At 69.1% G+C, this 19,095-nt stretch carries 17 protein-coding genes; 13 read left to right on the forward strand and 4 right to left on the reverse strand.

Annotated elements, in window-relative coordinates; genetic code table 11:
* Positions 1–159: 159 nt before the first annotated feature.
* The 5 genes from rsgA (at position 160) to aceE (ending at position 9,674) form a co-directional block, all read left to right on the forward strand.
* Entirely contained in the window at positions 160–1,215 is a 1,056-nt protein-coding gene (gene rsgA, locus B1991_RS03215; protein WP_136257267.1) for a ribosome small subunit-dependent GTPase A, read from the forward strand.
* A gap of 145 nt (positions 1,216–1,360) precedes the next feature.
* Entirely contained in the window at positions 1,361–2,971 is a 1,611-nt protein-coding gene (locus B1991_RS03220; RefSeq protein ID WP_136257268.1) for a tetratricopeptide repeat-containing sulfotransferase family protein, read from the forward strand.
* 158 nt (positions 2,972–3,129) lie between these two features.
* Positions 3,130–4,425: a peptidase MATCAP family protein gene (locus B1991_RS03225; RefSeq protein WP_136257269.1), complete on the forward strand. Its 1,296-nt coding sequence runs from the start codon at positions 3,130–3,132 to the stop codon at positions 4,423–4,425.
* Positions 4,426–4,528: 103 nt separating this feature from the next.
* A complete protein-coding gene (locus tag B1991_RS03230; RefSeq protein WP_136257270.1) occupies positions 4,529–6,820 on the forward strand; it encodes an NADP-dependent malic enzyme in 2,292 nt (763 codons plus the stop codon).
* Positions 6,821–6,965: 145 nt separating this feature from the next.
* The gene (gene aceE / locus B1991_RS03235; RefSeq protein WP_136257271.1) at positions 6,966–9,674 is read left to right on the forward strand and encodes a pyruvate dehydrogenase (acetyl-transferring), homodimeric type; all 2,709 of its coding nucleotides are present in this window, start codon (positions 6,966–6,968) and stop codon (positions 9,672–9,674) included.
* A gap of 55 nt (positions 9,675–9,729) precedes the next feature.
* Here the strand turns inward: aceE and B1991_RS03240 are convergent, their stop codons facing one another.
* The 3 genes from B1991_RS03240 to B1991_RS03250 all read right to left on the reverse strand — a co-directional run bounded on the left by B1991_RS03240 (position 9,730) and on the right by B1991_RS03250 (position 12,938).
* Positions 9,730–11,337, reverse strand: coding sequence for an MFS transporter (locus tag B1991_RS03240; RefSeq protein ID WP_136257272.1), 1,608 nt, complete (start codon positions 11,335–11,337; stop codon positions 9,730–9,732).
* Positions 11,338–11,453: 116 nt separating this feature from the next.
* Positions 11,454–11,786 (reverse strand): hypothetical protein, encoded by a 333-nt coding sequence (locus B1991_RS03245; RefSeq protein ID WP_136257273.1) that lies wholly within the window; start codon positions 11,784–11,786, stop codon positions 11,454–11,456.
* 234 nt (positions 11,787–12,020) lie between these two features.
* On the reverse strand, positions 12,021–12,938 hold the full coding sequence (locus B1991_RS03250) for an arginine deiminase-related protein (RefSeq protein ID WP_136257274.1): 918 nt from the start codon (positions 12,936–12,938) through the stop codon (positions 12,021–12,023).
* A gap of 129 nt (positions 12,939–13,067) precedes the next feature.
* On the opposite strand from B1991_RS03250, the gene B1991_RS03255 reads away from it, so the two are divergent.
* From B1991_RS03255 to B1991_RS03265, 3 genes are all read left to right on the forward strand, one after another.
* Positions 13,068–13,370 (forward strand): DUF3247 family protein, encoded by a 303-nt coding sequence (locus tag B1991_RS03255; protein WP_136257275.1) that lies wholly within the window; start codon positions 13,068–13,070, stop codon positions 13,368–13,370.
* A 74-nt stretch (positions 13,371–13,444) separates the two neighbouring features.
* The gene (locus B1991_RS03260) at positions 13,445–14,173 is read left to right on the forward strand and encodes a hypothetical protein (RefSeq protein ID WP_136257276.1); all 729 of its coding nucleotides are present in this window, start codon (positions 13,445–13,447) and stop codon (positions 14,171–14,173) included.
* A gap of 68 nt (positions 14,174–14,241) precedes the next feature.
* Positions 14,242–14,694: a DUF6491 family protein gene (locus B1991_RS03265; RefSeq protein WP_246031039.1), complete on the forward strand. Its 453-nt coding sequence runs from the start codon at positions 14,242–14,244 to the stop codon at positions 14,692–14,694.
* 9 nt (positions 14,695–14,703) lie between these two features.
* On the opposite strand, the gene B1991_RS03270 is transcribed toward B1991_RS03265, so the two are convergent.
* Positions 14,704–15,120, reverse strand: a complete 417-nt coding sequence (locus tag B1991_RS03270) for a universal stress protein (RefSeq protein ID WP_136257277.1) — start codon at positions 15,118–15,120, stop codon at positions 14,704–14,706.
* A gap of 230 nt (positions 15,121–15,350) precedes the next feature.
* On the opposite strand from B1991_RS03270, the gene B1991_RS03275 reads away from it, so the two are divergent.
* The 5 genes from B1991_RS03275 to B1991_RS03295 all read left to right on the forward strand — a co-directional run bounded on the left by B1991_RS03275 (position 15,351) and on the right by B1991_RS03295 (position 18,861).
* Complete coding sequence (locus tag B1991_RS03275) at positions 15,351–15,809, forward strand: hypothetical protein (protein WP_136257278.1); 459 nt, start codon at positions 15,351–15,353, stop codon at positions 15,807–15,809.
* Positions 15,810–15,914: 105 nt separating this feature from the next.
* Complete coding sequence (locus tag B1991_RS03280) at positions 15,915–16,445, forward strand: peroxiredoxin (protein ID WP_136257279.1); 531 nt, start codon at positions 15,915–15,917, stop codon at positions 16,443–16,445.
* The gene (locus tag B1991_RS03285) at positions 16,445–16,996 is read left to right on the forward strand and encodes a hypothetical protein (RefSeq protein WP_136257280.1); all 552 of its coding nucleotides are present in this window, start codon (positions 16,445–16,447) and stop codon (positions 16,994–16,996) included. Before B1991_RS03280 ends, B1991_RS03285 begins: the two co-directional genes overlap by 1 nt.
* A gap of 34 nt (positions 16,997–17,030) precedes the next feature.
* Positions 17,031–17,900: an energy transducer TonB gene (locus B1991_RS03290; RefSeq protein WP_136257281.1), complete on the forward strand. Its 870-nt coding sequence runs from the start codon at positions 17,031–17,033 to the stop codon at positions 17,898–17,900.
* Between the two features lie 106 nt (positions 17,901–18,006).
* Complete coding sequence (locus B1991_RS03295) at positions 18,007–18,861, forward strand: energy transducer TonB (RefSeq protein WP_136257282.1); 855 nt, start codon at positions 18,007–18,009, stop codon at positions 18,859–18,861.
* Positions 18,862–19,095: the final 234 nt, after the last annotated feature.

The following is a 19,095-nucleotide window of genomic DNA, read 5'->3' on the forward strand; positions in this document are numbered from 1 at the left end:
GGGTTCCTTCGTTGTGGGAATCGGCGCACGCGCCGGTCACGTGGATGCTAGCAGCGTGATGCAGTGCAGCGCGAGTCGACCGCGAGGCAGCGGGCGGGCCATCGTCGGGTCGTGGCCGGGCAAGGCATAATCGCCCCACCATGCCAGGCAAGTCTCGCCATGAGTGATGTCGAAACGATCGAGCGGCTGCGGCATATCGGCTGGCGCGGCGACAACCTGCCGGTTGACGGCCTGCGCCTGGCGCGGGTGGTGGCGCAGCATCGCGCCGGCTATGAACTGCACGATGGCCACGCGCTGTTCGGCGCGCAGCCGGATGGTCGCTTCCTCAGGCGCGGCATCGACCCCGCCGAGCGGCCGGTGGTGGGCGATTTCGTGGAAGTGGCCGACGGCACGCCCCCGCACATCGTCACCGTGGGCGAGCGCCGCAGCATCTTGTCGCGCGCCGCCGCCGGCGAGCGCTACGAGCGCCAGCTGATCGCCACCAACATCGACTACGTGCTGGTGCTGACCGGGCTGGACGGCGATTTCAACCCCGCCCGCATCGAGCGTTATCTCTTGCTGACCGAGGGTTCTGGCGCGCAGCCGGTGGTACTGCTGAGCAAGCTGGACAAGTGCGAGGATGCGGCGCTGAAAATCGCCGCCCTGCGCGAGCGCCTGCCGCAGGGCACGCCGATCCACGCCATCAACTGCAAGGACCCCGCCAGCACTCAGGAGCTGGCGCGCTACCTGCAGCCGGGCGACAGCGCCGTGCTGGTGGGCTCCTCCGGCGCCGGCAAATCGACGTTGACGAATACCTTGTTCGGCACCGCGACCATGGCCACCGCCGCCGTGCGCAGCCACGACAGCCGCGGTCGCCACACCACCACCCATCGCGCGCTGCTGCAGTTGCCCTCGGGCGGTTGCCTGATCGACACCCCCGGCATGCGCGAGCTGAAGCTCACCGGCGAGGAGCAGCTCGACCTGTTCGCCGATATCGAGGCGCTCGCCGAGCAGTGTCGCTTCGCCGATTGCGGCCACGGCAGCGAGCCGGGCTGCGCGGTGCAGATGGCGCTGGACACCGGCGAACTGAGCGCCGAACGCTGGCGCAACTACCTCAAGCTGCACGACGAACGCGAAGAGCAGGCGGCCACCCTCGAGGCGCGGTTGCGCCGCCAGCGCGGCGGCCGACCGATCGAGGCGCCGCGCGGTCATCGCTCCAAACGCGAGCGGGAGTAGGCGCGCGCGTTGCCTTGCAAAGGCGCAGGGACGCCGCTACCGTCGCGGCCATGTCCGTTCCCGACTCGCGCGCGTCGCGCACCCCGATGAGCACCCTTCTTTCAGGCAAGCAGGCCATGCCGCGGCGGCACGCCGTCGCGCGTCCATGACGCCGCCGACCGCGGGCCAACTGGAGGCGTACTGGCAGCGCGCCCGGCGCTGTCTGGATGCCGGCGACATGCGCGCGGCGACCGTCGAACTCGAGGCCATCGTGACGCTCGATCCGCATCAGCCGATGGCCTGGCTGACCCTGGCGCGCCTGGCCGTCGCGCAGCAGCGTTGCCGGGCGGCCATCGAGCATTTGCGCAACGCCGCTGCGGCGGTGCGCGAGGCGGGCCAGTGGCAGCTGCTGGCCGACGTGGCCCTGCAGCTGGAAGGACTGGGTGAATCGTTGCTGGCGGTGCAACTGATCCAGGCCGCCGGGGCGGAGCATCCACAGGTGCTGGCCGCCGCCGACCGACTCGCCCAGTGCCTGGGCCAGGCCAATGTGCACGACGACGCGCTGCGTTTCCTCGATGCCGCGCTGGCCCGTGGCGAGCCGACGCCGAGGCTGTCCTACATGCGCGCGACCACCTTGCGCCATCTCGGCCGCAAGGCCGAGGCCACGGCCGAGTACCAGCGTTGTCTGCAGCTTGCGCCGGACTCCGCGATGGCGATGCTGATGCTGGCCCAGCACGACCGCGCGGCCGATGCCCCGGCGCAACTGGAACGGATTCGCCACGCCTTGCAGCGCCTGCCGCCGCAGGATCACGTGAACGCGGCCACGCTGTACTACGCCTTGTTCATCCATCTCGATGCGGCCGGGGACACCCGCGGCGCGTGGGAGGCGATGGCCCGGGGGGCGGCGATCAAGCGCCGCAGCCTGCCGTGGCAACCCGCGCGCGAGGAGGAACGGGTGGCCGCGATCCGTGCGCTTTGCCGGCGCGCCTTCCTCGATCCGGTGGCGCCTGCCGCGGACGCCGCCCACGTGCCGATCTTCATCGTGGGCCAGCCGCGCACCGGCACGACGGTGCTCGAGCGCATCCTGGGCAACCACAGCCAGGTTGCCTCGGCCGGCGAGCTCAACGATTTCCACCTGCAGTTGTGCTGGCAGGCCGACAAGCTGGTCGAGCACGTGGATCCGGTGCTGTTGCGTGCGTGCGGGGAGCTCGACTTTGGCGCGATCGGGCGCGGCTACCTGCAGCGTACCGCCTGGCGTGCGCGCGACCGGCGTTTCCTGATCGACAAGCTGCCGGTCAACTTCTGGTATGCCGGCCTGATCCACAAGGCCATGCCGGCGGCGCGCATCGTCTGCCTTGTGCGGGATCCGCTGGACACCTGTTTCTCCAACCTGAAGGAGCTGTTTGCGGGGAACGCCTACCCGTACAGCTACGACCCGCTGGAGGCGGCGGCGCAACACCGGCGTTTCCGGCAGATGCTGCAGTACTGGGACGAGGTGCTGCCCGGCGTGGTGCTGACCGTGCGCTATGAGGACCTGGTGCGCGACCCCGAGCCGGTGGCGCGTCGCGTGATGGAGCATTGCGGCTTGCCGTTCGAGCCCGAGTGCGTGGACCTGCTGCGCAACCGGTCGCCTTCGGCGACGGCCAGCAGCTCGCAGGTGCGCGAGCCGCTGCACGTGCGCGGCATCGGTGCCTGGCGCCGCTACGCGCAACCGCTGGAGGAGGCACGCGCCTGGCTGGCCGCACGACTGCCGCCGGACGCCTTCGTCGACGGGTGAACCCGGCGCCATGCGCCGTCGCTTGCCCGCCCTTGCGGCGGCGTATAGCCTGCTGCCCATGATGTCTCTTCGGCCGACCGGCGGAAGGCCAGCGAGGGCATGGGGTCGATGAAGGCGGGCAAGGGCAACGGGGATGCACCGGTCGCGTGGCGGGCTCGATGCCTGCGCTGCGGGCCGCCGTCGTGAATGTGGCCATCGACCCGGAGCTGCAGCGCTACGCGGCGCTGGACCAGCGCTTGCTGGCGGCCGTGCGTGGCATCCACATCCTGTCGACGGTGGCATGGCCGGCGTCGCTGGAAAACCGCATGATCGAGGCCTACGGCCAGGGCCGTTTCAGCCTGCCCGCGGTGTCCTACCAGGTGCCCGAGCTGGCGGCGGCGCGCGCCGAGCTGGCGGCAATCGAGGCAGCGGCGGTGGAGGTCGGTGCGGGCGATCCGCTGGGCGAGTACCTGCGCCGCACCGCCGAGTCGTGGCAGGTCGCCGCGCAGATGCTCGAGGCGGTGGGTACGGCCGGCGTGACCGCGCCGTCGATCGCGTTGTACGGCAAGCCGGACGATCGCATCCCCGGCAGCCAGCGCAGCAACCTGGATGCGGCGCGCTATTTCGTCGAGTTGTCCGACGAGCTGGGTGCCGATCTGCTCGCAGACGATGGCGGCGGCATCGACGCCGAGGTGCTGCGCGCGGCGCTGGCCGAGACGCTGGATGTCTTCTTCGGCGACGACATGATCCGCGTCGAGGTCGATCCCGAGCTCACCGCCAAGGCCGCGGCCGGCGCCACCCGCATCCGCTTGCGCGGCGGCGTCAGCTTCAGCCAGTACGATCATCACCAGTTGCTGGCGCACGAGGCCTTCGTGCACTCGCTGACCGCGCTGAACGGGCGGCGCCAGCCGCTGCTGGCGTCGCTGGGGCGCACCTCGCCGCGGGTCACCGCCACCCAGGAAGGGCTGGCGGTGTTCGCCGAGCTGATCTCCGGCGCGATCGACATCGCCCGGCTCAAGCGCATCAGCCTGCGCATCGTGGCGATCGACATGGCGCTGGGCGGCGCCGATTTCGTCGAGGTCTACCGCTACTTCCACGCGCGCGGGCAGAGCGTGGCCGACAGCTTCCACTCGGCGCAGCGGGTGTTCCGCGGCGTGCCGCCGGGCGGTGGCGCGGTGTTCGCCAAGGACAACGTCTACCTGTCCGGCCTGCTCACCGTGCACACGTTCTTCCGCTGGGCCTTGCGCCAGCGCCGGCTGGACCTGCTGCGCTACCTGTTCGCCGGCAAGCTGGCGCTGCACGACGTGATCAGCCTGCAGCCGCATTTCGCCTCCGGCGCGATCCTGCCGCCGCGCTGGCTGCCGCCGTGGATGCAGCACGTGCACGGGCTGGCCGGCAAGCTGGCGTTCTCGGTCTTCATCAACGGCATCCACATGGATCGGGTGCGCGAGGACGACCTGCTGCCGGGTGCGTGATGGTGCCGCGCACGGGCCAGCGACGCAGGCCCAGGTGCTAACATTCTCGCCAGCCATCCACGCTCGCGCGATGGCGCCCACTCACTGGAAAAAAGCCCTTCCCATGGCCCTCCCCGAAGAACTGCGCCTTGCCGCGCTGGAGTATCACCGTCACCCGCGGCCGGGCAAGATCAAGATCACCCCGACCACCGCCCTGCTGACCCAGCGCGACCTGTCGCTGGCGTATTCGCCGGGCGTGGCGGCGGCCTGTGACGCGATCGTCGAGGATCCCACCACCGCCGCGGAATACACCGTGCGCTCCAATCTGGTGGCGGTGATCACCAACGGCACCGCCGTGCTGGGCCTGGGCAACATCGGCCCGCTGGCGGCCAAGCCGGTGATGGAGGGCAAGGGCATCCTGTTCCAGAAGTTCGCCGGCATCGACGTGTTCGACATCGAGATCGACGAGCACGACCCGGACAAGCTGGTCGACATCATCGCCAGCCTGGAGCCAACCTTCGGCGGCATCAACCTGGAGGACATCAAGGCGCCGGAGTGCTTCATCGTCGAGCGCAAGCTGCGCGAGCGGATGAAGATCCCGGTGTTCCACGACGACCAGCACGGCACCGCGATCATCGTCGGCGCCGCCCTGGTCAACGCGCTGGAAGTGGTCGGCAAGGACATCGGCGAGATCAGGCTCGCCACCACCGGCGCCGGCGCGGCCGGCATCGCCTGCCTCGACATGCTGGTGGCGCTGGGCGTGCGGCCGGAGAACATCCTCGCGTTCGACCGCGAGGGCGTGATCCATACCGGCCGCACCAATCTGGACCCGGACAAGGCGCGCTACGCGCGCGACACGCCCAAGCGCAGCCTGGCCGAGATCGTGGCCGGTGCCGACGTGTTCCTGGGCCTCTCCGCCGGCGGCATCCTCAAGCCGGAAATGGTCGCCACCATGGCCGATCGACCGGTGATCCTGGCGCTGGCCAACCCGAGCCCGGAGATCACCCCGGAAGACGCCAAGGCGGTGCGGCCGGACTGCATCATTGCCACCGGCCGGTCGGATTACCCGAACCAGGTCAACAACGCGCTGTGCTTCCCGTACATCTTCCGCGGTGCGCTGGACGTGGGCGCCACCGTGATCAACGAGGCGATGAAGACCGCCTGCGTGCGCGCGATCGCCGCGCTGGCACGCATGGAAGCCTCTGACCTGGGCAGTGCCTACGGCGGCGAGATCCCCTGTTTCGGTCCCGAGTACCTGATCCCGCGCCCGTTCGACCGGCGCCTGCTGGTGATGCTGGCGCCCGCGGTGGCGCAGGCGGCAATGGACTCGGGCGTGGCCACCCGGCCGATCCAGGACATGGATGCCTACAAGGAGAAGCTCGGCCAGTTCATCTACCGCACCGGCCTGCTGATGAAGCCGGTGTACGAACGCGCCCGCGCGGACTGCAAGCGCGTGGCCTACGCCGAGGGCGAGGAGGAGATCGTGCTGCGCGCGGTGCAGACGGTGATCGACGAGCGCATCGCGTGGCCGATCCTGATCGGCCGCCCGGAGGTGATCGACACGCGCATCCAGCGGCTCGGCCTGCGCATGCGCGCCGGCGTGGATTTCGAACTGACCAACATCCACGACGATCCGCGCTTCAACGACTACTGGCAGCAATACCACGCGATGACCGAACGGCGCGGCGTCAGCCCCGCCGCGGCGAAGAACCTGCTGCGCTCGCGGCCGACCCTGATCGCCGCGATGATGGTCGAGCGCGGCGAGGCGGACGCGCTGATCTGCGGCATCGTGGGCCGCTACCACAAGAAGCTCGGCTATCTGCGCAGCGTGTTCGGGCTCGACCCGGGCGTGTCGTGCACCTCGGCAATGAGCGGCGTGATCAACGACAAGGGCGCGTGGTTCTTCCTCGATACCCACGTGCAGGTCGACCCCACCGCCGAGCAGATCGCCGAGGCAACGCTGCAGGCCTGCTACCGCCTGAAGAACTTCGGCATCGAGCCCAAGGTGGCGCTGCTCTCGCACTCCAACTACGGCAGCCACGACAACCCCAGCGCGGCCAAGATGCGCAAGGCCTGGCAGATCCTCAAGGCGCGCGCACCCAAGCTGGACATGGACGGCGAGATGCAGGCCGACACCGCCTGGGACGAGGCGCTGCGCCTGCGCATGTTCCCGCACACCACGCTCAGCGGCCGCGCCAATCTCTACGTGATGCCGAACCTGGATGCGGCCAACATCGCCTACAACATCGTGCGGGTGATGACCGACGGCGTCTCGATCGGGCCGATCCTGATGGGCGTGAACCGCTCCGCGCACATCCTCACCCCGGCCTCCACCGTGCGCCGCATCGTCAACATGACGGCGGTGGCGGCGGTCGATGCGCAGATCCGCGCCGCGCAGGGCAGCCGGCGCGGTTGAGCGGCCCCGGCAGCCCATGCGCCGGCGCACGGATCGTCCATTGGCGGCGGCTCGGGCTTAGCGGCTAAACTCACGTGTTGTCGCGCCGCGACCCCGGCGGCGCGAACCTTTTGCAGGCCCGCCCGACGGTGCCGTGGAGAATCTCATGGATCAGCTCGACGAAATCCTGGACCAGGATCCCGACCCCATCGAAACCCGCGAGTGGATCGATTCGCTCGACGCGGTGATCCAGCACGACGGCACCGAACGCGCGCATTACCTGCTGGAAAAGATGGTCGACACCACCCGTCGTTCCGGTGGCTACCTGCCGTTCAACCCCACCACCGAATACGTCAACACGATCCCGCCCGGGATGGAGGCCAAGAGCCCCGGCGACGCGGCGATGGAGTGGCGCATCCGCTGCCTGATCCGCTGGAACGCGATGGCCATGGTGGTGCGCGCCAACCGCAAGCCCGGGTCGCTGGGCGGCCACATCGCCAGCTTCGCCTCCTCGGCCACGCTGTACGACGTGGGCTTCAACCATTTCTGGCGCGCCCCCAGCGCCGACCATCCCGGCGACCTGATCGGTTACCAGGGCCACATCAGCCCCGGCATCTACGCGCGCTCCTTCCTCGAAGGCCGCATCGACGAGGAGCGGCTGGACCTGTTCCGCGCCGACGTGGTCGGCGGCAAGCAGTCGCTCACCTCCTATCCGCACCCGTGGCTGATGCCGGATTACTGGCAGGTGCCCACCGTGTCGATGGGGCTGGGCCCGATCCAGGCGATCTACCAGGCGCAGTTCTTCCGTTACCTCGAGAACCGCGGCCTGATGCCCAGGACCGACCGCAAGGTGTGGTGCTTCCTCGGCGACGGTGAAGTGGACGAGCCGGAGTCGCTGGGTGCGATCTCGCTGGCCGGTCGCGAGGGCCTGGACAACCTGATCTTCGTGATCAACTGCAACCTGCAGCGGCTGGACGGCCCGGTGCGCGGCAACGGCAAGATCATCCAGGAACTGGAGGGCGTGTTCCGCGGCGCCGGCTGGAACGCCATCAAGGTGATCTGGGGCAGCTACTGGGATGCGCTGCTGGCACGCGACAAGGACGGCACGCTGCGCAAGCTGATGATGGAAACCGTGGACGGCGAGTACCAGGCCTGCAAGGCCTTCGGTGGCGCCTACACGCGCGAGCATTTCTTCGGCAAGTACCCGCAGACCCGCGAGATGGTGGCCAACTTCAGCGACGACGACGTCTGGCGCCTCAACCGCGGCGGCCACGACCCGCACAAGGTCTACGCCGCCTACCACGCGGCGGTGAACACCAAGGGCATGCCCACGGTGATCCTGGCCAAGACGGTGAAGGGCTACGGCATGGGCATCGGCTCGGGCGAGGCGGAGAACCCCACCCACCAGCAGAAGAAGATGACCGGCGACGCCGTGCGCACCTTCCGCGACCGCTTCCAGATCCCGGTGCCCGACGACAAGCTCGACAGCGTGCCGTACTACCACCCCGGCCCGAAGTCGCCGGAGGTGGAATACATGCAGGAGCGCCGCCGCGCGCTGGGCGGCTTCCTGCCGCAGCGCCGCCGCCGCACCGACGTGCCGTGCAAGGCGCCGGAACTGTCGGCGTTCGAGCAGATCACCAAGGGCAGCGGCGAGCGCGAGATCTCCAACACCATGGCGCTGGTGCGCGGCATGAACCTCTTGCTGCGCGACAAGCAGCTCGGTCCGCGCGTGGTGCCGATCGTGGCCGACGAGGCGCGCACCTTCGGCATGGAGGGCATGTTCCGCCAGATCGGCATCTACGCACCGTTCGGCCAGAAGTACCGTCCGCAGGACGCCGACCAGCTGCTGTACTACCGCGAGGCGCAGGACGGCCAGGTGCTGCAGGAAGGCATCTCCGAGGCCGGCGGCGTGTCGGCCTGGATCGCGGCGGGCACCAGCTATTCGCTGTCCAACCAGCCGATGCTGCCGTTCTTCATCTACTACTCGTTCTTCGGCTTCCGCCGCATCGGCGATCTGATCTGGGCCGCCGGTGACCAGCGCGCGCGCGGCTTCCTGGTCGGCGCCACCGCCGGCGCCAGTTTCCCCGGCGAAGGCCTGCAGCATTCGGATTGCGCCTCGCACCTGATGGCCGGCACCTTCCCCAACTGCCGCGCCTACGACCCGACCTGGTCGTACGAGGTGGCGGTGCTGCTGCATCACGGCGTCAAGGAGATGTACGAGGACCAGCAGGACGTCTTCTATTACATCACCACCACCAACGAGAACTATGTCCATCCGGACATGCCCGAGGGCTGCTACGACGGCATCGTCAAGGGCATGTATCTGTTCCGCGACGCGGGCGCCACGGGCAAGGGCAAGGGCAAGAACGGCGCGCCGCGCGTGCAGCTGATGGCGGCCGGCGGCTCGCTGATCGAGGCGATCGCGGCGGCCGAGCTGCTGGACGCCGATTTCGGCGTGAAGGCCGACATCTGGTCCTGCCCCAGCTTCAGCGAACTGTCGCGCGACGGTTTCGACTGCGAACGCTGGAACCGCCTGCACCCGGAAGCGGAACAGCGCGTGCCGCACGTCACCGCCAATCTGGCCGGGCGCGACGGCCCGGTGATCGCCGCCAGCGAATACGTGCGCGGCGTGGTCGACCAGGTGCGTGCCTTCATGCCCGAGGGTCGCTCCTTCACCGCGCTGGGCGCGGACGGCTATGGCCGCTCCGATACCCGCGAGCACCTGCGCGAGTTCTTCGAGATCAGCCGCTACTGGATCGCCCACGCCGCGCTGGCCGCGCTGGCGAAGGAGGGCAAGGTCAACGCCAAGGACGTGGCCCGCGCGATCCGCGAGTACAAGCTCGATCCGGACAAGCCGAACCCGCTGACCGTCTGAGTACCCCGCGGTGCGATCCGGAAAGCCGCCCTTCGGGGCGGCTTTTCGCTGCGCGCTATTCCGCCGACAGCGCCTGCTGGATCGCCTCCAGCCCGTGGCCACGCGTCTCGATGCCGCGGCGGGCGAGCATCCAGCCGGCCAGCGCCATCGGCAGCGCGAGCAGCAGCGCCGACAGCATGAAGTGCTCGAACAGGCCGGCCACGCCGATCAGCGCGCCGAGGATGCCGCCGAACTTCGAGCCGCCGGCGATCAGCCCCGCGCCGGTACTGCGCAGGTGCACCGGATAGATCTCCGCCGCGTACGGGATCAACGTGGCGATCACCCCGCTGATGCTCAGCAGCAGCGCCGCCGTGCCGACCACGGTCAGCGTCGTCGAGCGCAGGTCGGCCAGCGCGATGGCGAAGAAGAACAGCAGCGACGCCGCGGTCAGCGCGATGAACAGCACCAGGCTGCGGATGCTGCTCCAGCGCTGGTAGGCCCATACCACCAGGGCGATGCCGGGCAGGGCGATGATCGCCGAGCGCGCCAGCAGCGCGGCGCTGGCCTGCGCGTCGATGCCCAGCGCGACCAGGTTCGCCGGCAGCCACAGCAGGAAGCCGAAGTTCGCCAGGCCCCAGGCCACCGCGCACGTCATCAGGCCCCAGCTGATCGCCGCGTGCCGGCCGCGCAGCAGCTGGCGCAGGCCGATGCGCGCGGTCGCCGGCGCGCGCGCGTGGGCGGCGTCGCCGGCGTGCGCGACGGCCAGCACCGCCGCGCTGCCGGAAAAGCGCTGCAGCACCGCGCGCGCCTGCTCCTCCAGCCCGGCCAGGGCGAGGAAGCGCGGCGACTCGGGGATGTAGCGGTTGAGCAGGATGATCAGCGCGCCGGTGGGCAGGTTCAGCAGCCACAGCGCGCGCCAGCTCCAGGTCGGCTCGAACAGCGCGGCGGCGCCGGAGGCCAGCAGGTAGCCGGCCGAGGTGCCGACCCCGCCCAGCGCCACCAGCAGCCAGCCCCGATGGCGGGTCGGGATGGTTTCGGCCATCAGGGCGAAGGTGATCGGCAGCATGCCGCCGGCGGCCGCGCCCATCATGAAGCACATCACCAGGTTCCAGCCGAAGCTCGGCATCGCGCCGCAGATCGCCGTGCCCATGAACATCAGCGCCGACAGCAGGATCGTGGCGCGGCGGCCGAACAGGTCGCCGAGCCGGCCCCACACGATCGAGCCGACCACGGTGCCGGTCAGCGCCGACAGCGCCAGCCAGCCGGCGGTCGCGCCGCTGATGCCGTACTCGGCCGACAGGCCCGGCATCACGAAGCCGATCGTGGCCGGTTTCATCACGTCCACCGCCAGCGCGACGGTGAGCACGCCGACCAGCTTCCAGTGCTCGCGGTTGAGCGGCACGTGGTCGGCCGCGTGGAACGGCAGCGGCTCACGCGCGGGATGCAGCGTGCGCCGCATCTGCTGCAGCCGCGGCATCAGGCCGTAGCCGGCGAGCAGTACGCCGAGCGGCACCAGCGCCATGCCGGTCAGCATCAGCTTGTCCATCGGCATGCCGGCGAGGCGGAAGTGCATCGGCGCGGCCATCGCCAGCATCGGCAGGTGCGCCAGCACCCCGGCGATCACCGCCGCGCAGCCGAGCCAGAATGCCAGCGGGTGATGGAAGGAGAGGTCTTTCGAACGCATGGATCGGCCGGCCGCGGGCGGTGATCCAGCTTAGCAGCGGCGGCACGGCCGGCGGACGGCCAGGCGGCAAGCCGCCGGTGGCGGGCGCCTGCGGTTTGCCGGCGAAGCGCCGGTGCTCACTCGTCGTCGTCGCTGCGGAAGGCGCGGCGCAGCAGCAGGAAGGCGCCGAGGGTGCCGGCGACGATCGCCGCGGTGGCCAGCGGGTGGCGGTTTACCTGGCGGCGCAGCCGGCGATAGTGGTAGTTCGCCTCGTCGGCAAGATCCTCGGCGGTATGCGACAGCCGGCGGCCGTAGGCATCGCCGCGCTGGCCCCAGCGGGCGCGCAGGTCGCGCGCGCGGTCGTACAGGGTGTGTGCCCGCTCGCTGGCGCCGTCGGTGTAGCGGCGCACCTGCTCGCCGGCGTGTTCGCCGGCGTCGCGAAGCTGGCGTTCGATGTCGTGCTTGCGCATCGGTGTTCTCCTCGACGACCTGGTGGTACAGCGTGCCAATGCCGTCGTGAGCGAGGCGTAAACTGCGCCGCCCGGCGCACCGTCGAGGTCATCCGGCTGCCGCCTCCGCGGCGGGCGACGAAACCGCGTTGCGTCTTGCGCGATGGGCACGGGCGCTGGCGTCGCGCTTTGCTTGCGCAAGGAGGCTGGCGCTGCCCGTGGCGAATCCCGCGGACTTTCGCCGGGACCGCCGATTCAGTAGATCTCGCCGACGCAGCAGCGCAGGCTGCCGCCGGCCTTCTCGATCTCGTCCAGTGCCACCGTCCCGAGCGCGAAGCCGTAGCCGGCCAGCGCCTCGCGCTGCGCGTCGGTCAACGCGGCGGCGGCGCCGGCGCTCATCCACACGCGTTCGTCGGAGAGCGTGATCGCGTTGCCCGCGAATGCCTGCTTCTGTGCCGGCGTCAGCCAGATCGCGCGATCGGCGTACGCAGCCGCGATCGCCTGCGCTGCGGCCGGATCACGGAAACCATCGGCGGCGATGATCGCGGCGCGGCCCGCGAGCAGGGTTAGCAACACGTTGGTGTGGTACTCGGCTTCGGCCAACTCGAAGCAATAGGTCAGCTGCAGCTCGAACGCTTGGTGCATGGCCTGCGCGCCGGCCATGTCGCAGCGTTCGCTGAGGCCGCAGTAGCCGACGCCGCGGGCGCGGTCGATGACCAGCGAGCCGGTCAGTTCGGCGACCAGGCCATCGCAGCCGGACAGGTCGACCTCGTCGTAACCCAACACCTCGCCGAAGAACGCGCGGATGTCGGCGCGTTCGGCCTCGCGCCGGCGCACCGGATGGCGCATGCGGCCGACGATCAGTCGCCCGGGCGCGGTGGCGAACACGTTGTTCGGGAACACGGCGTCGGGCGTGGCCGGATCGCCGGGGAAGGTGATCACCGGCAGGTCCGCGCGCAAGGCTTGCGCCAGGGCGTCGTGCTGGGCCAGCGCCTCGAGCGCGTCGACGCTGGTGTCCATGTCCATGTAGCGGTTGTCGCGTGCCGATTCCGCCGCCAGCGCGAACTCCGCCGGGGCCACCATGAAGGCCGCGCGTGCCGTGGCGGCGGCACCCGGGCGTGGTGCCAGGGCGGCGAAGGCATGCAGGAATTCGCTGGGCGAGGTGGTGATCACCGGCGGCTCCGAAGGTCGGCAGGCTGGCGGGATATCCGTTCCCGGGGTGGCCGCGGTCCGGTACGTTGACGCGCCCTTGCCACGGATGCGGCCAGGATCGGGATCGCACTGATCATCGAGGAGCCGCGCATGGGCCGCAACACACCCTGCGTCTTCGTCGCCGAGGACGCCATCGAACGAATCGAGGCACTCGTGCACCAGCTGCCCGCCAATCGCCACGTGGTGCTGTTGCTGAGCGACGGCAGCAGCTGCGACGGCGTGGTCAGCGTACGGCCGAGCGTGCAGGTATTCCGCGACCCGCAGGGCCGCGAGGGCATCAATGCCGAGGTGCAACTGCAGCGCCCGGATGTGCCGGCGTGGCACCAGCGGGTATGGCTGGATCGGATCCGGCGGGTCGAAAGCGTGGATTCGATCATGCCCGGCGAGAACTGATATCGGCGATGCGGTTGCACGGCGACCGCGGATCGTTCCAAGCTAGCCGCTGCTCTTTGCCTGGTACGCCGTCGATGAATCGCGTCCTGCTCCGTTGTGCCCCGCTGGTTTTCTGTGCCGTGCTGCTCGCCGGCTGTTCGCAAGGCCCGGGCACGCCCGAGCTCACCGCGCAGCAGCAGAAAGCCGCAGTCGATGCCGCCACCGCGGCGCGCAACCTCGACACCTATCGCCAGTTGCTAAAACTGCACAACGACGAGATGGTGGTGACGATGGGCAAGGACATCGTGCAGCGTTTCCCGCACAGCGATGCGGCGAAGGAAGTGATGCAGACGCTGCCGGCGATCGAGAAGCGCTACAAGGAGAACAGCGAGAAGAACCGGCTGGCCGCGCTGTGGACCTACCAGGTCGCGCCGATGGCCGGCGGCACGCAATCGACGGCGAGCATCTACAGCGAGGGCGACGATGGCGAGCCAGTGCGCCTGGTGCTGCGCCGGCACACCAGCTGGGGTCAGAGTGCCTTCCTCTACGGCAGCAAGCCCGGCTTCGTGTGCCGCCGCAACTGCACCATCGCCGGCCGGGCCGACGGCAAGCCGGTGCGGATCAAGGCGTTCGCCCCGGACGGCGGCGAACCTGCGCTGATGATCCGCGACGACAAGGCCTTCATCGCGCTGCTGGAGAAGACCCGCAAGCTGGAGCTGGACGTGACCCTGGTGGATGGCACCAGGGACCGCCGCCTGGTCTACGAAGTCGGCGGTTTCGACCCCGCCAGGTGGCAGCCGGTGGGCAAGGCAGCCAAACGCTGAGCACGACGCGGTACACGCCATCCGTTCTTGCGCGTTGTCGGTGATACCTTGGCTGTCGAGGATCGACCATGTCCATGTTCCGTTCCTGCATCGTTTTCGCGCTGGTCGCCGTGCTGGCGGCCTGCTCCAGCGTGCCCCTGGCGCAGCGCGAACAGCAGCGCCAGGAGGCCTACGCCAGCGCCGCCGGTACGCCCGTGCGCAGTTTCCATTTCTTCACCCTGTGGTCGTGGGAACCGTTGGGTGACAGCCAGGTGGTGGTGTACACCCGGCCGAGCGAAGCGTGGCTGCTGGATCTCGACGGCCCCTGCCAGAACCTGCGGTTCACCCAGGCGATCGGCCTGACTTCCAGTTCCGGCACCGTGTTCACCCGCTTCGACAAGGTGTTGACCGGGCGGTCATACATGCCGTGCATGATCACGCAGATCCGGCCGGTCGACGTCAAGCAATTGCGCGTCACGCAGGAGGCGCAGCGCAAGATCGACGCCGAACCACGCGAAGCGCCGGCGGCGGCCGATCATTGAGAGACTCTCTCAGCGCACGATCGTCACCGGCACGTGCGCGCGCGCCAGCACGTTGCCGGAGACCGAGCCAAGCAGCCAGCGCGCCAGCGCGCCGCGTTCGGTGTGGCCGATCACGATGTGGTCCACGCCGTGCTCGTCGACCTGGCTGAGCAGCACGTCGCCGGGGCTGCCGTGGGTCAGTTCGATGTCCACCAGCTCCGCCGAGTCCGGCACGGTCGTGGTCAGCTCGGCCAGCAGCTCCTGCGCGCGCTGGGTGCCGGAGTCGGCCATCATCAGCGCGCAGGCGTCGGCGCCGCCTTCGCTGACCTGCAGCACCCACACCACCCGCACGCGGCCGCCGGTGCAGCGGGCCAGCTCGACCGCGAACCGGAATGCCCGCCGTGACGCGTCCGAGCCGTCGTAACCCACCAGGGAATACTTGATCATCTCGATCTCCTTGCGCTGCGACCTCCACCCTACGGCGAGCGCACGTCGCGAGGCAACCGGCATGCCGCAGCGTGCCGCAGATGAACGGCGGTTCATCACCCTGCACGCGATTGTCACGCGACGATGCACACGCTTTGCACGTCGTTGCCGCAGCGCGACGAGCGGGCGGCCACCGCGGCCAGAGACCGGTGCCGCCTCCCATCCCCCCACATCACTAAGGAGCAAAGCCCATGATCAAGTCCACCTTTGGAATGGCTGCCCTGGTGCTGGCCTGCGCCGGCGCGATGACCGTGCTGCCGGCCGGCAACGCCCATGCCGCCGACGCCAGCGTGAAATGCGACATGGTCTACAACCTGTCCGGCTGGTCGCTGCTGTACAAGCATGCCGAAGGCACCGGCAGCATCACCTGCGACAACGGCCAGCACGCCAACGTCAAGATCGCCGTGGTCGGCGGCGGCCTCACCGCCGGCAAGTACCGCATCAACGGCGGCAAGGGCGAGATCAGCAACGTGCACGGCATCGCCGATGTCTTCGGCGACTACGCCCAGGCCGGCGCCGAGGCCGGCGTGGTGAAGAGCTCGCAGGCGCAGGTGCTGACCAAGGGCACCGTCTCGCTGGCGCTGGCCGGTACCGGCGAGGGCGTCAACCTGGGCGTCTCGGTAGGCAAGTTCACCATCAGTCGCCCCTGATCGTTCCTGCAGCGCGGGCCACGAAGGCGCCCCTCGGGCGCCTTCGTCTTTTCAGCGGCGCTACACTGCCTGGGTCATCCCGTCTTCCATCGTGGAGAAACCGCCATGCGCCGCCTCGCGCGTCTCATCATCCTGTCGCTGTTGTGCGCCTTCGTGGCGCCGGCGTTTGCCGCCAGCCCGCAGGTGGGCCAGACCGCCCCGGCCTTCCGTCTGCAGGACCAGGCTGGCCACTGGCGCAGTCCCGCCGATTACCACGGCCACTGGCTGGTGCTGTATTTCTACCCGAAGGACTTCACCCCCGGCTGCACCACCGAGGTATGCACGTTCCGCGATGACATCGCCAAGCTGCGCCAGGCCGGTGCCGGCGTGGTCGGCGTGAGCCTGGACGACGTCAAGTCCCACGCCGAGTTCGCCGCGAAGTACCGCGTGCCGTTCCCCTTGCTGTCCGATGCCGACCGCAAGGTCTCCACCGCCTATGGCGTGCTCGTCTCTCGCCTGGGCATGCACTACGCCAGGCGGACCACCTTCCTGATCGATCCGCAGGGCCGCGTCGCCAAGGTCTACCCAGACGTCGACCCGGAAAAGAACTCGACCCAGGTGCTGGCGGACCTGGACTCACTCAAGGCGGCGCCCTGATGCCGGTGGCGATGCGTGCGGAGCCGCTGTCGCGCGGTCGCCGCTTCATGCTGTGGCGCGTGCTGGTGTGGTTGCTGCTGTTGTTGGCGGCGTTCGGTTGCGTGCAGTACCTCACCCACGCGCAACTGCTGTGGGGCCAGCGCCACGCCTACGCGCCGGACAGCACCGCCGTGCACACGCTGTATCGCCTGCTGGCCTGGGACCTTGCGTATTTGACAGCCGCATTCGTGCTGATCGTGCTGTGCGCCGGCTGCATCCTGCGCCAGGCCTGGGCGCGCCCGGCCATGCGCGTGGCCGCCGCGGTGCTGGCGCTGTGGATGCTGGCCAGCGGCGGCGCGATGCTGGCGCAATGGCCGCAACTGCTGCAGGCCAGCCGCGACGCCCTGGGCCAGCTGCATGACCAGGCCGCCCTGCAGCAGGCCGTGCTGCACGCACGCCGCAGCTATCTGCTCGCCCTCGTGCTGAAAGGCCTCGCCGTGCCGGTGCTGCTGTGGTTGAGCTGGCGCCTGGGCACGCCGGCGGTGCGCATGCAGTTTCATTCGCGGCGCTAGACTCGGCCAAGGTTTGGCATCAAGGGGACAAACGATGAAGCGCGTTTCGCTGGGTTGGTGTTGTGTGCTCTTGTCCGGTATGGCCATGGCCGCCACGCCGGCTGGAGACCGTCCCCGGGTGGAGGCCAGCTTGCTGGTTACCGGTTGGGTGGAGATCGCACCTACGGGCAAGGTGGAGCAGTACGAACTGGATCAGCCATCCAAGCTGCCGCCTGGTGTGGTCAAGCTCATTGATCAGTCGGTCTCCGGTTGGCAGTTTGAGCTTGCCGAAACGGGTGCAGCCCCGGTGGCGAAGGTCAGGGCAAACATGAGCCTGCGCATGGTCGCCAGCCAGCGGGCAAAGGACCGGTACCAGGTTCGTCTTGCCGCGGCCGAGTTTGATACGCCGGCGTCGCCGGGCGGTTCCAGCGGGGAAACCCTCACCATCAGGCGGCAGCCGCCGCCCGATTATCCGCAGCGCCTTGCCAGGGCACACGTAAGCGGTACGGTCTACCTGCTGCTTCAGGTGAATCGCCAAGGAAAGGTGGAGAAGGCTGCTGCCGAGCAGGTCGATCTGGCCACTTATGCCGACGACTACGATATGAAATGGTGGCGCATCGAACTCGCCAATGCAGCCATTCGCGGCGTGCGGCAATGGACGTTCAATCTTCCGACCACTGGCCCGGATGCTGCCAAGTCTTCATGGCTGGCGCAGGTGCCCATCCAGTTCGAGGTTCTTCCTGGTGGCTCCATGCAACCGTCGAGGGATTATGGCGAATGGCATGCCTATGTGCCGGGACCGCGCAGCGTTCCCGCGTGGGCCGAGTCAGCTGGCGGGGCGGGTGATCCCAGTGCGGTTCCGACGGGCAGCCTTGCCGAGGTCGGCCACGGGCTGCGATTGACGACACCGCTGGCGGGACCGTGAACTGGTGACGCATCGAGCACTGGCACGCTGATGCGAGGCCGTTGCGCTTGACACCTGGCTGACGTGACATCGGCAGGACTCCATCCATGACAGGGAGACGCAACGCATGAAGTACGGAATGCCGGGTTTGTTGTGCATGATGCTGGCGGGGGTTGCGCTGGCTGCAGGGCCGCGTGCCGCAAGCGAGCAGATGCAGGCGAGCATGCTGGTTCGCGGTTCGATCACGGTGGCGGCGGACGGCAGCGTGAAGAGCTATCTCGTGGACCACCCGGAACAGCTGCCGCGAGAAGTCGTGAACCTGATCGCCCGCAACGTGCCCAAGTGGCGGTTCGAGCCGGTCGCTCGCGCTGGCCAGCCGGTGATTGCCCAGGCGGCGATGGATCTGCGTGTGGTGGCGAAGCCGCTGGGCAACGACGAGTTTGCCCTGAGCGTTGCCGGCACCAATTTCGGTCGGCCGTCGTCCCACGCTGCCGCCGACAGCCCGCCGATCAGCTACAAGCGGCGGCCCCCTCCCGCCTACCCGGCACTGGCCGCCAATGCGCGGGCCTGGGGTACGGTTTACCTGTTGCTGGCGATCGATCACGTGGGGCGGGTGCAGCATGTCGACGCCGAACAGGTCAATCTGGGCGTCGTCGGCGGCGACCGCGAGATGGGTCGCTGGCGCCATGCGCTCGCCCAGGCCGCGGTGAGCGCAGCGCGCGACTGGACATTCAACGTGCCGGCTCCGGCGAGTGGCGCCACGTCGCCCCATTGGCTGGTTCGGGTCCCGGTGGCGTTCACTTTCGCGTCGGGAGCGGAGCCGCGGTATGGCGTGTGGCATCGCTATCTCCCAGGGCCGCGCGTCATGCCGGCGTGGGCCGGCAAGCTCGACAGCGGGGACAGCGCCGACGCGGTGGGCGCCGGGAGTATTTCCGCGGTGGGCGAAGGACTGCGCCGAGCCAAGCCGTTTGAAGGCGCCTGAGCGGCACGGCATTTCCTTAGGAGACTTCCCGTCAACCCCGGGCGCATGATGCTTTTGCCCTGAGCTTTCGGGCGACTGCTGGTGATCGGTTTGTCCTGCGTGCTGCGTGGTCAGTTTGATGCGGCGTCGAACGTTGCCAGACTGCATTTCCTTAGACGGTCTTGTTGAGTCGATGGTGCCGACTCGGACCAGGGTATAAACCGCGCCAGTAGACCTCATTCGCTCAGCGTCGTC

The sequence above is a fragment of the Rhodanobacter lindaniclasticus genome (genome assembly GCF_004799035.1).
GTDB lineage: Bacteria > Pseudomonadota > Gammaproteobacteria > Xanthomonadales > Rhodanobacteraceae > Rhodanobacter > Rhodanobacter lindaniclasticus.

What these genes read in the sequence shown, in the direction of transcription:
- B1991_RS03230 (WP_136257270.1), top strand. Translation starts at nt 4,529, where the DNA reads ATGGCCCTCCCCGAAGAACTGCGCCTTGCCGCGCTGGAGTATCACCGT.
- B1991_RS03280 (WP_136257279.1), top strand. Translation starts at nt 15,915, where the DNA reads ATGCGCCGCCTCGCGCGTCTCATCATCCTGTCGCTGTTGTGCGCCTTC.
- B1991_RS03285 (WP_136257280.1), top strand. Translation starts at nt 16,445, where the DNA reads ATGCCGGTGGCGATGCGTGCGGAGCCGCTGTCGCGCGGTCGCCGCTTC.
- B1991_RS03295 (WP_136257282.1), top strand. Translation starts at nt 18,007, where the DNA reads ATGAAGTACGGAATGCCGGGTTTGTTGTGCATGATGCTGGCGGGGGTT.
- B1991_RS03225 (WP_136257269.1), top strand. Translation starts at nt 3,130, where the DNA reads ATGCCTGCGCTGCGGGCCGCCGTCGTGAATGTGGCCATCGACCCGGAG.
- B1991_RS03260 (WP_136257276.1), top strand. Translation starts at nt 13,445, where the DNA reads ATGAATCGCGTCCTGCTCCGTTGTGCCCCGCTGGTTTTCTGTGCCGTG.
- B1991_RS03275 (WP_136257278.1), top strand. Translation starts at nt 15,351, where the DNA reads ATGATCAAGTCCACCTTTGGAATGGCTGCCCTGGTGCTGGCCTGCGCC.
- B1991_RS03255 (WP_136257275.1), top strand. Translation starts at nt 13,068, where the DNA reads ATGGGCCGCAACACACCCTGCGTCTTCGTCGCCGAGGACGCCATCGAA.
- B1991_RS03270 (WP_136257277.1), bottom strand. Translation starts at nt 15,120, where the DNA reads ATGATCAAGTATTCCCTGGTGGGTTACGACGGCTCGGACGCGTCACGG.
- B1991_RS03290 (WP_136257281.1), top strand. Translation starts at nt 17,031, where the DNA reads ATGAAGCGCGTTTCGCTGGGTTGGTGTTGTGTGCTCTTGTCCGGTATG.
- rsgA (WP_136257267.1), top strand. Translation starts at nt 160, where the DNA reads ATGAGTGATGTCGAAACGATCGAGCGGCTGCGGCATATCGGCTGGCGC.
- aceE (WP_136257271.1), top strand. Translation starts at nt 6,966, where the DNA reads ATGGATCAGCTCGACGAAATCCTGGACCAGGATCCCGACCCCATCGAA.
- B1991_RS03265 (WP_246031039.1), top strand. Translation starts at nt 14,242, where the DNA reads ATGTCCATGTTCCGTTCCTGCATCGTTTTCGCGCTGGTCGCCGTGCTG.
- B1991_RS03220 (WP_136257268.1), top strand. Translation starts at nt 1,361, where the DNA reads ATGACGCCGCCGACCGCGGGCCAACTGGAGGCGTACTGGCAGCGCGCC.
- B1991_RS03245 (WP_136257273.1), bottom strand. Translation starts at nt 11,786, where the DNA reads ATGCGCAAGCACGACATCGAACGCCAGCTTCGCGACGCCGGCGAACAC.
- B1991_RS03240 (WP_136257272.1), bottom strand. Translation starts at nt 11,337, where the DNA reads ATGCGTTCGAAAGACCTCTCCTTCCATCACCCGCTGGCATTCTGGCTC.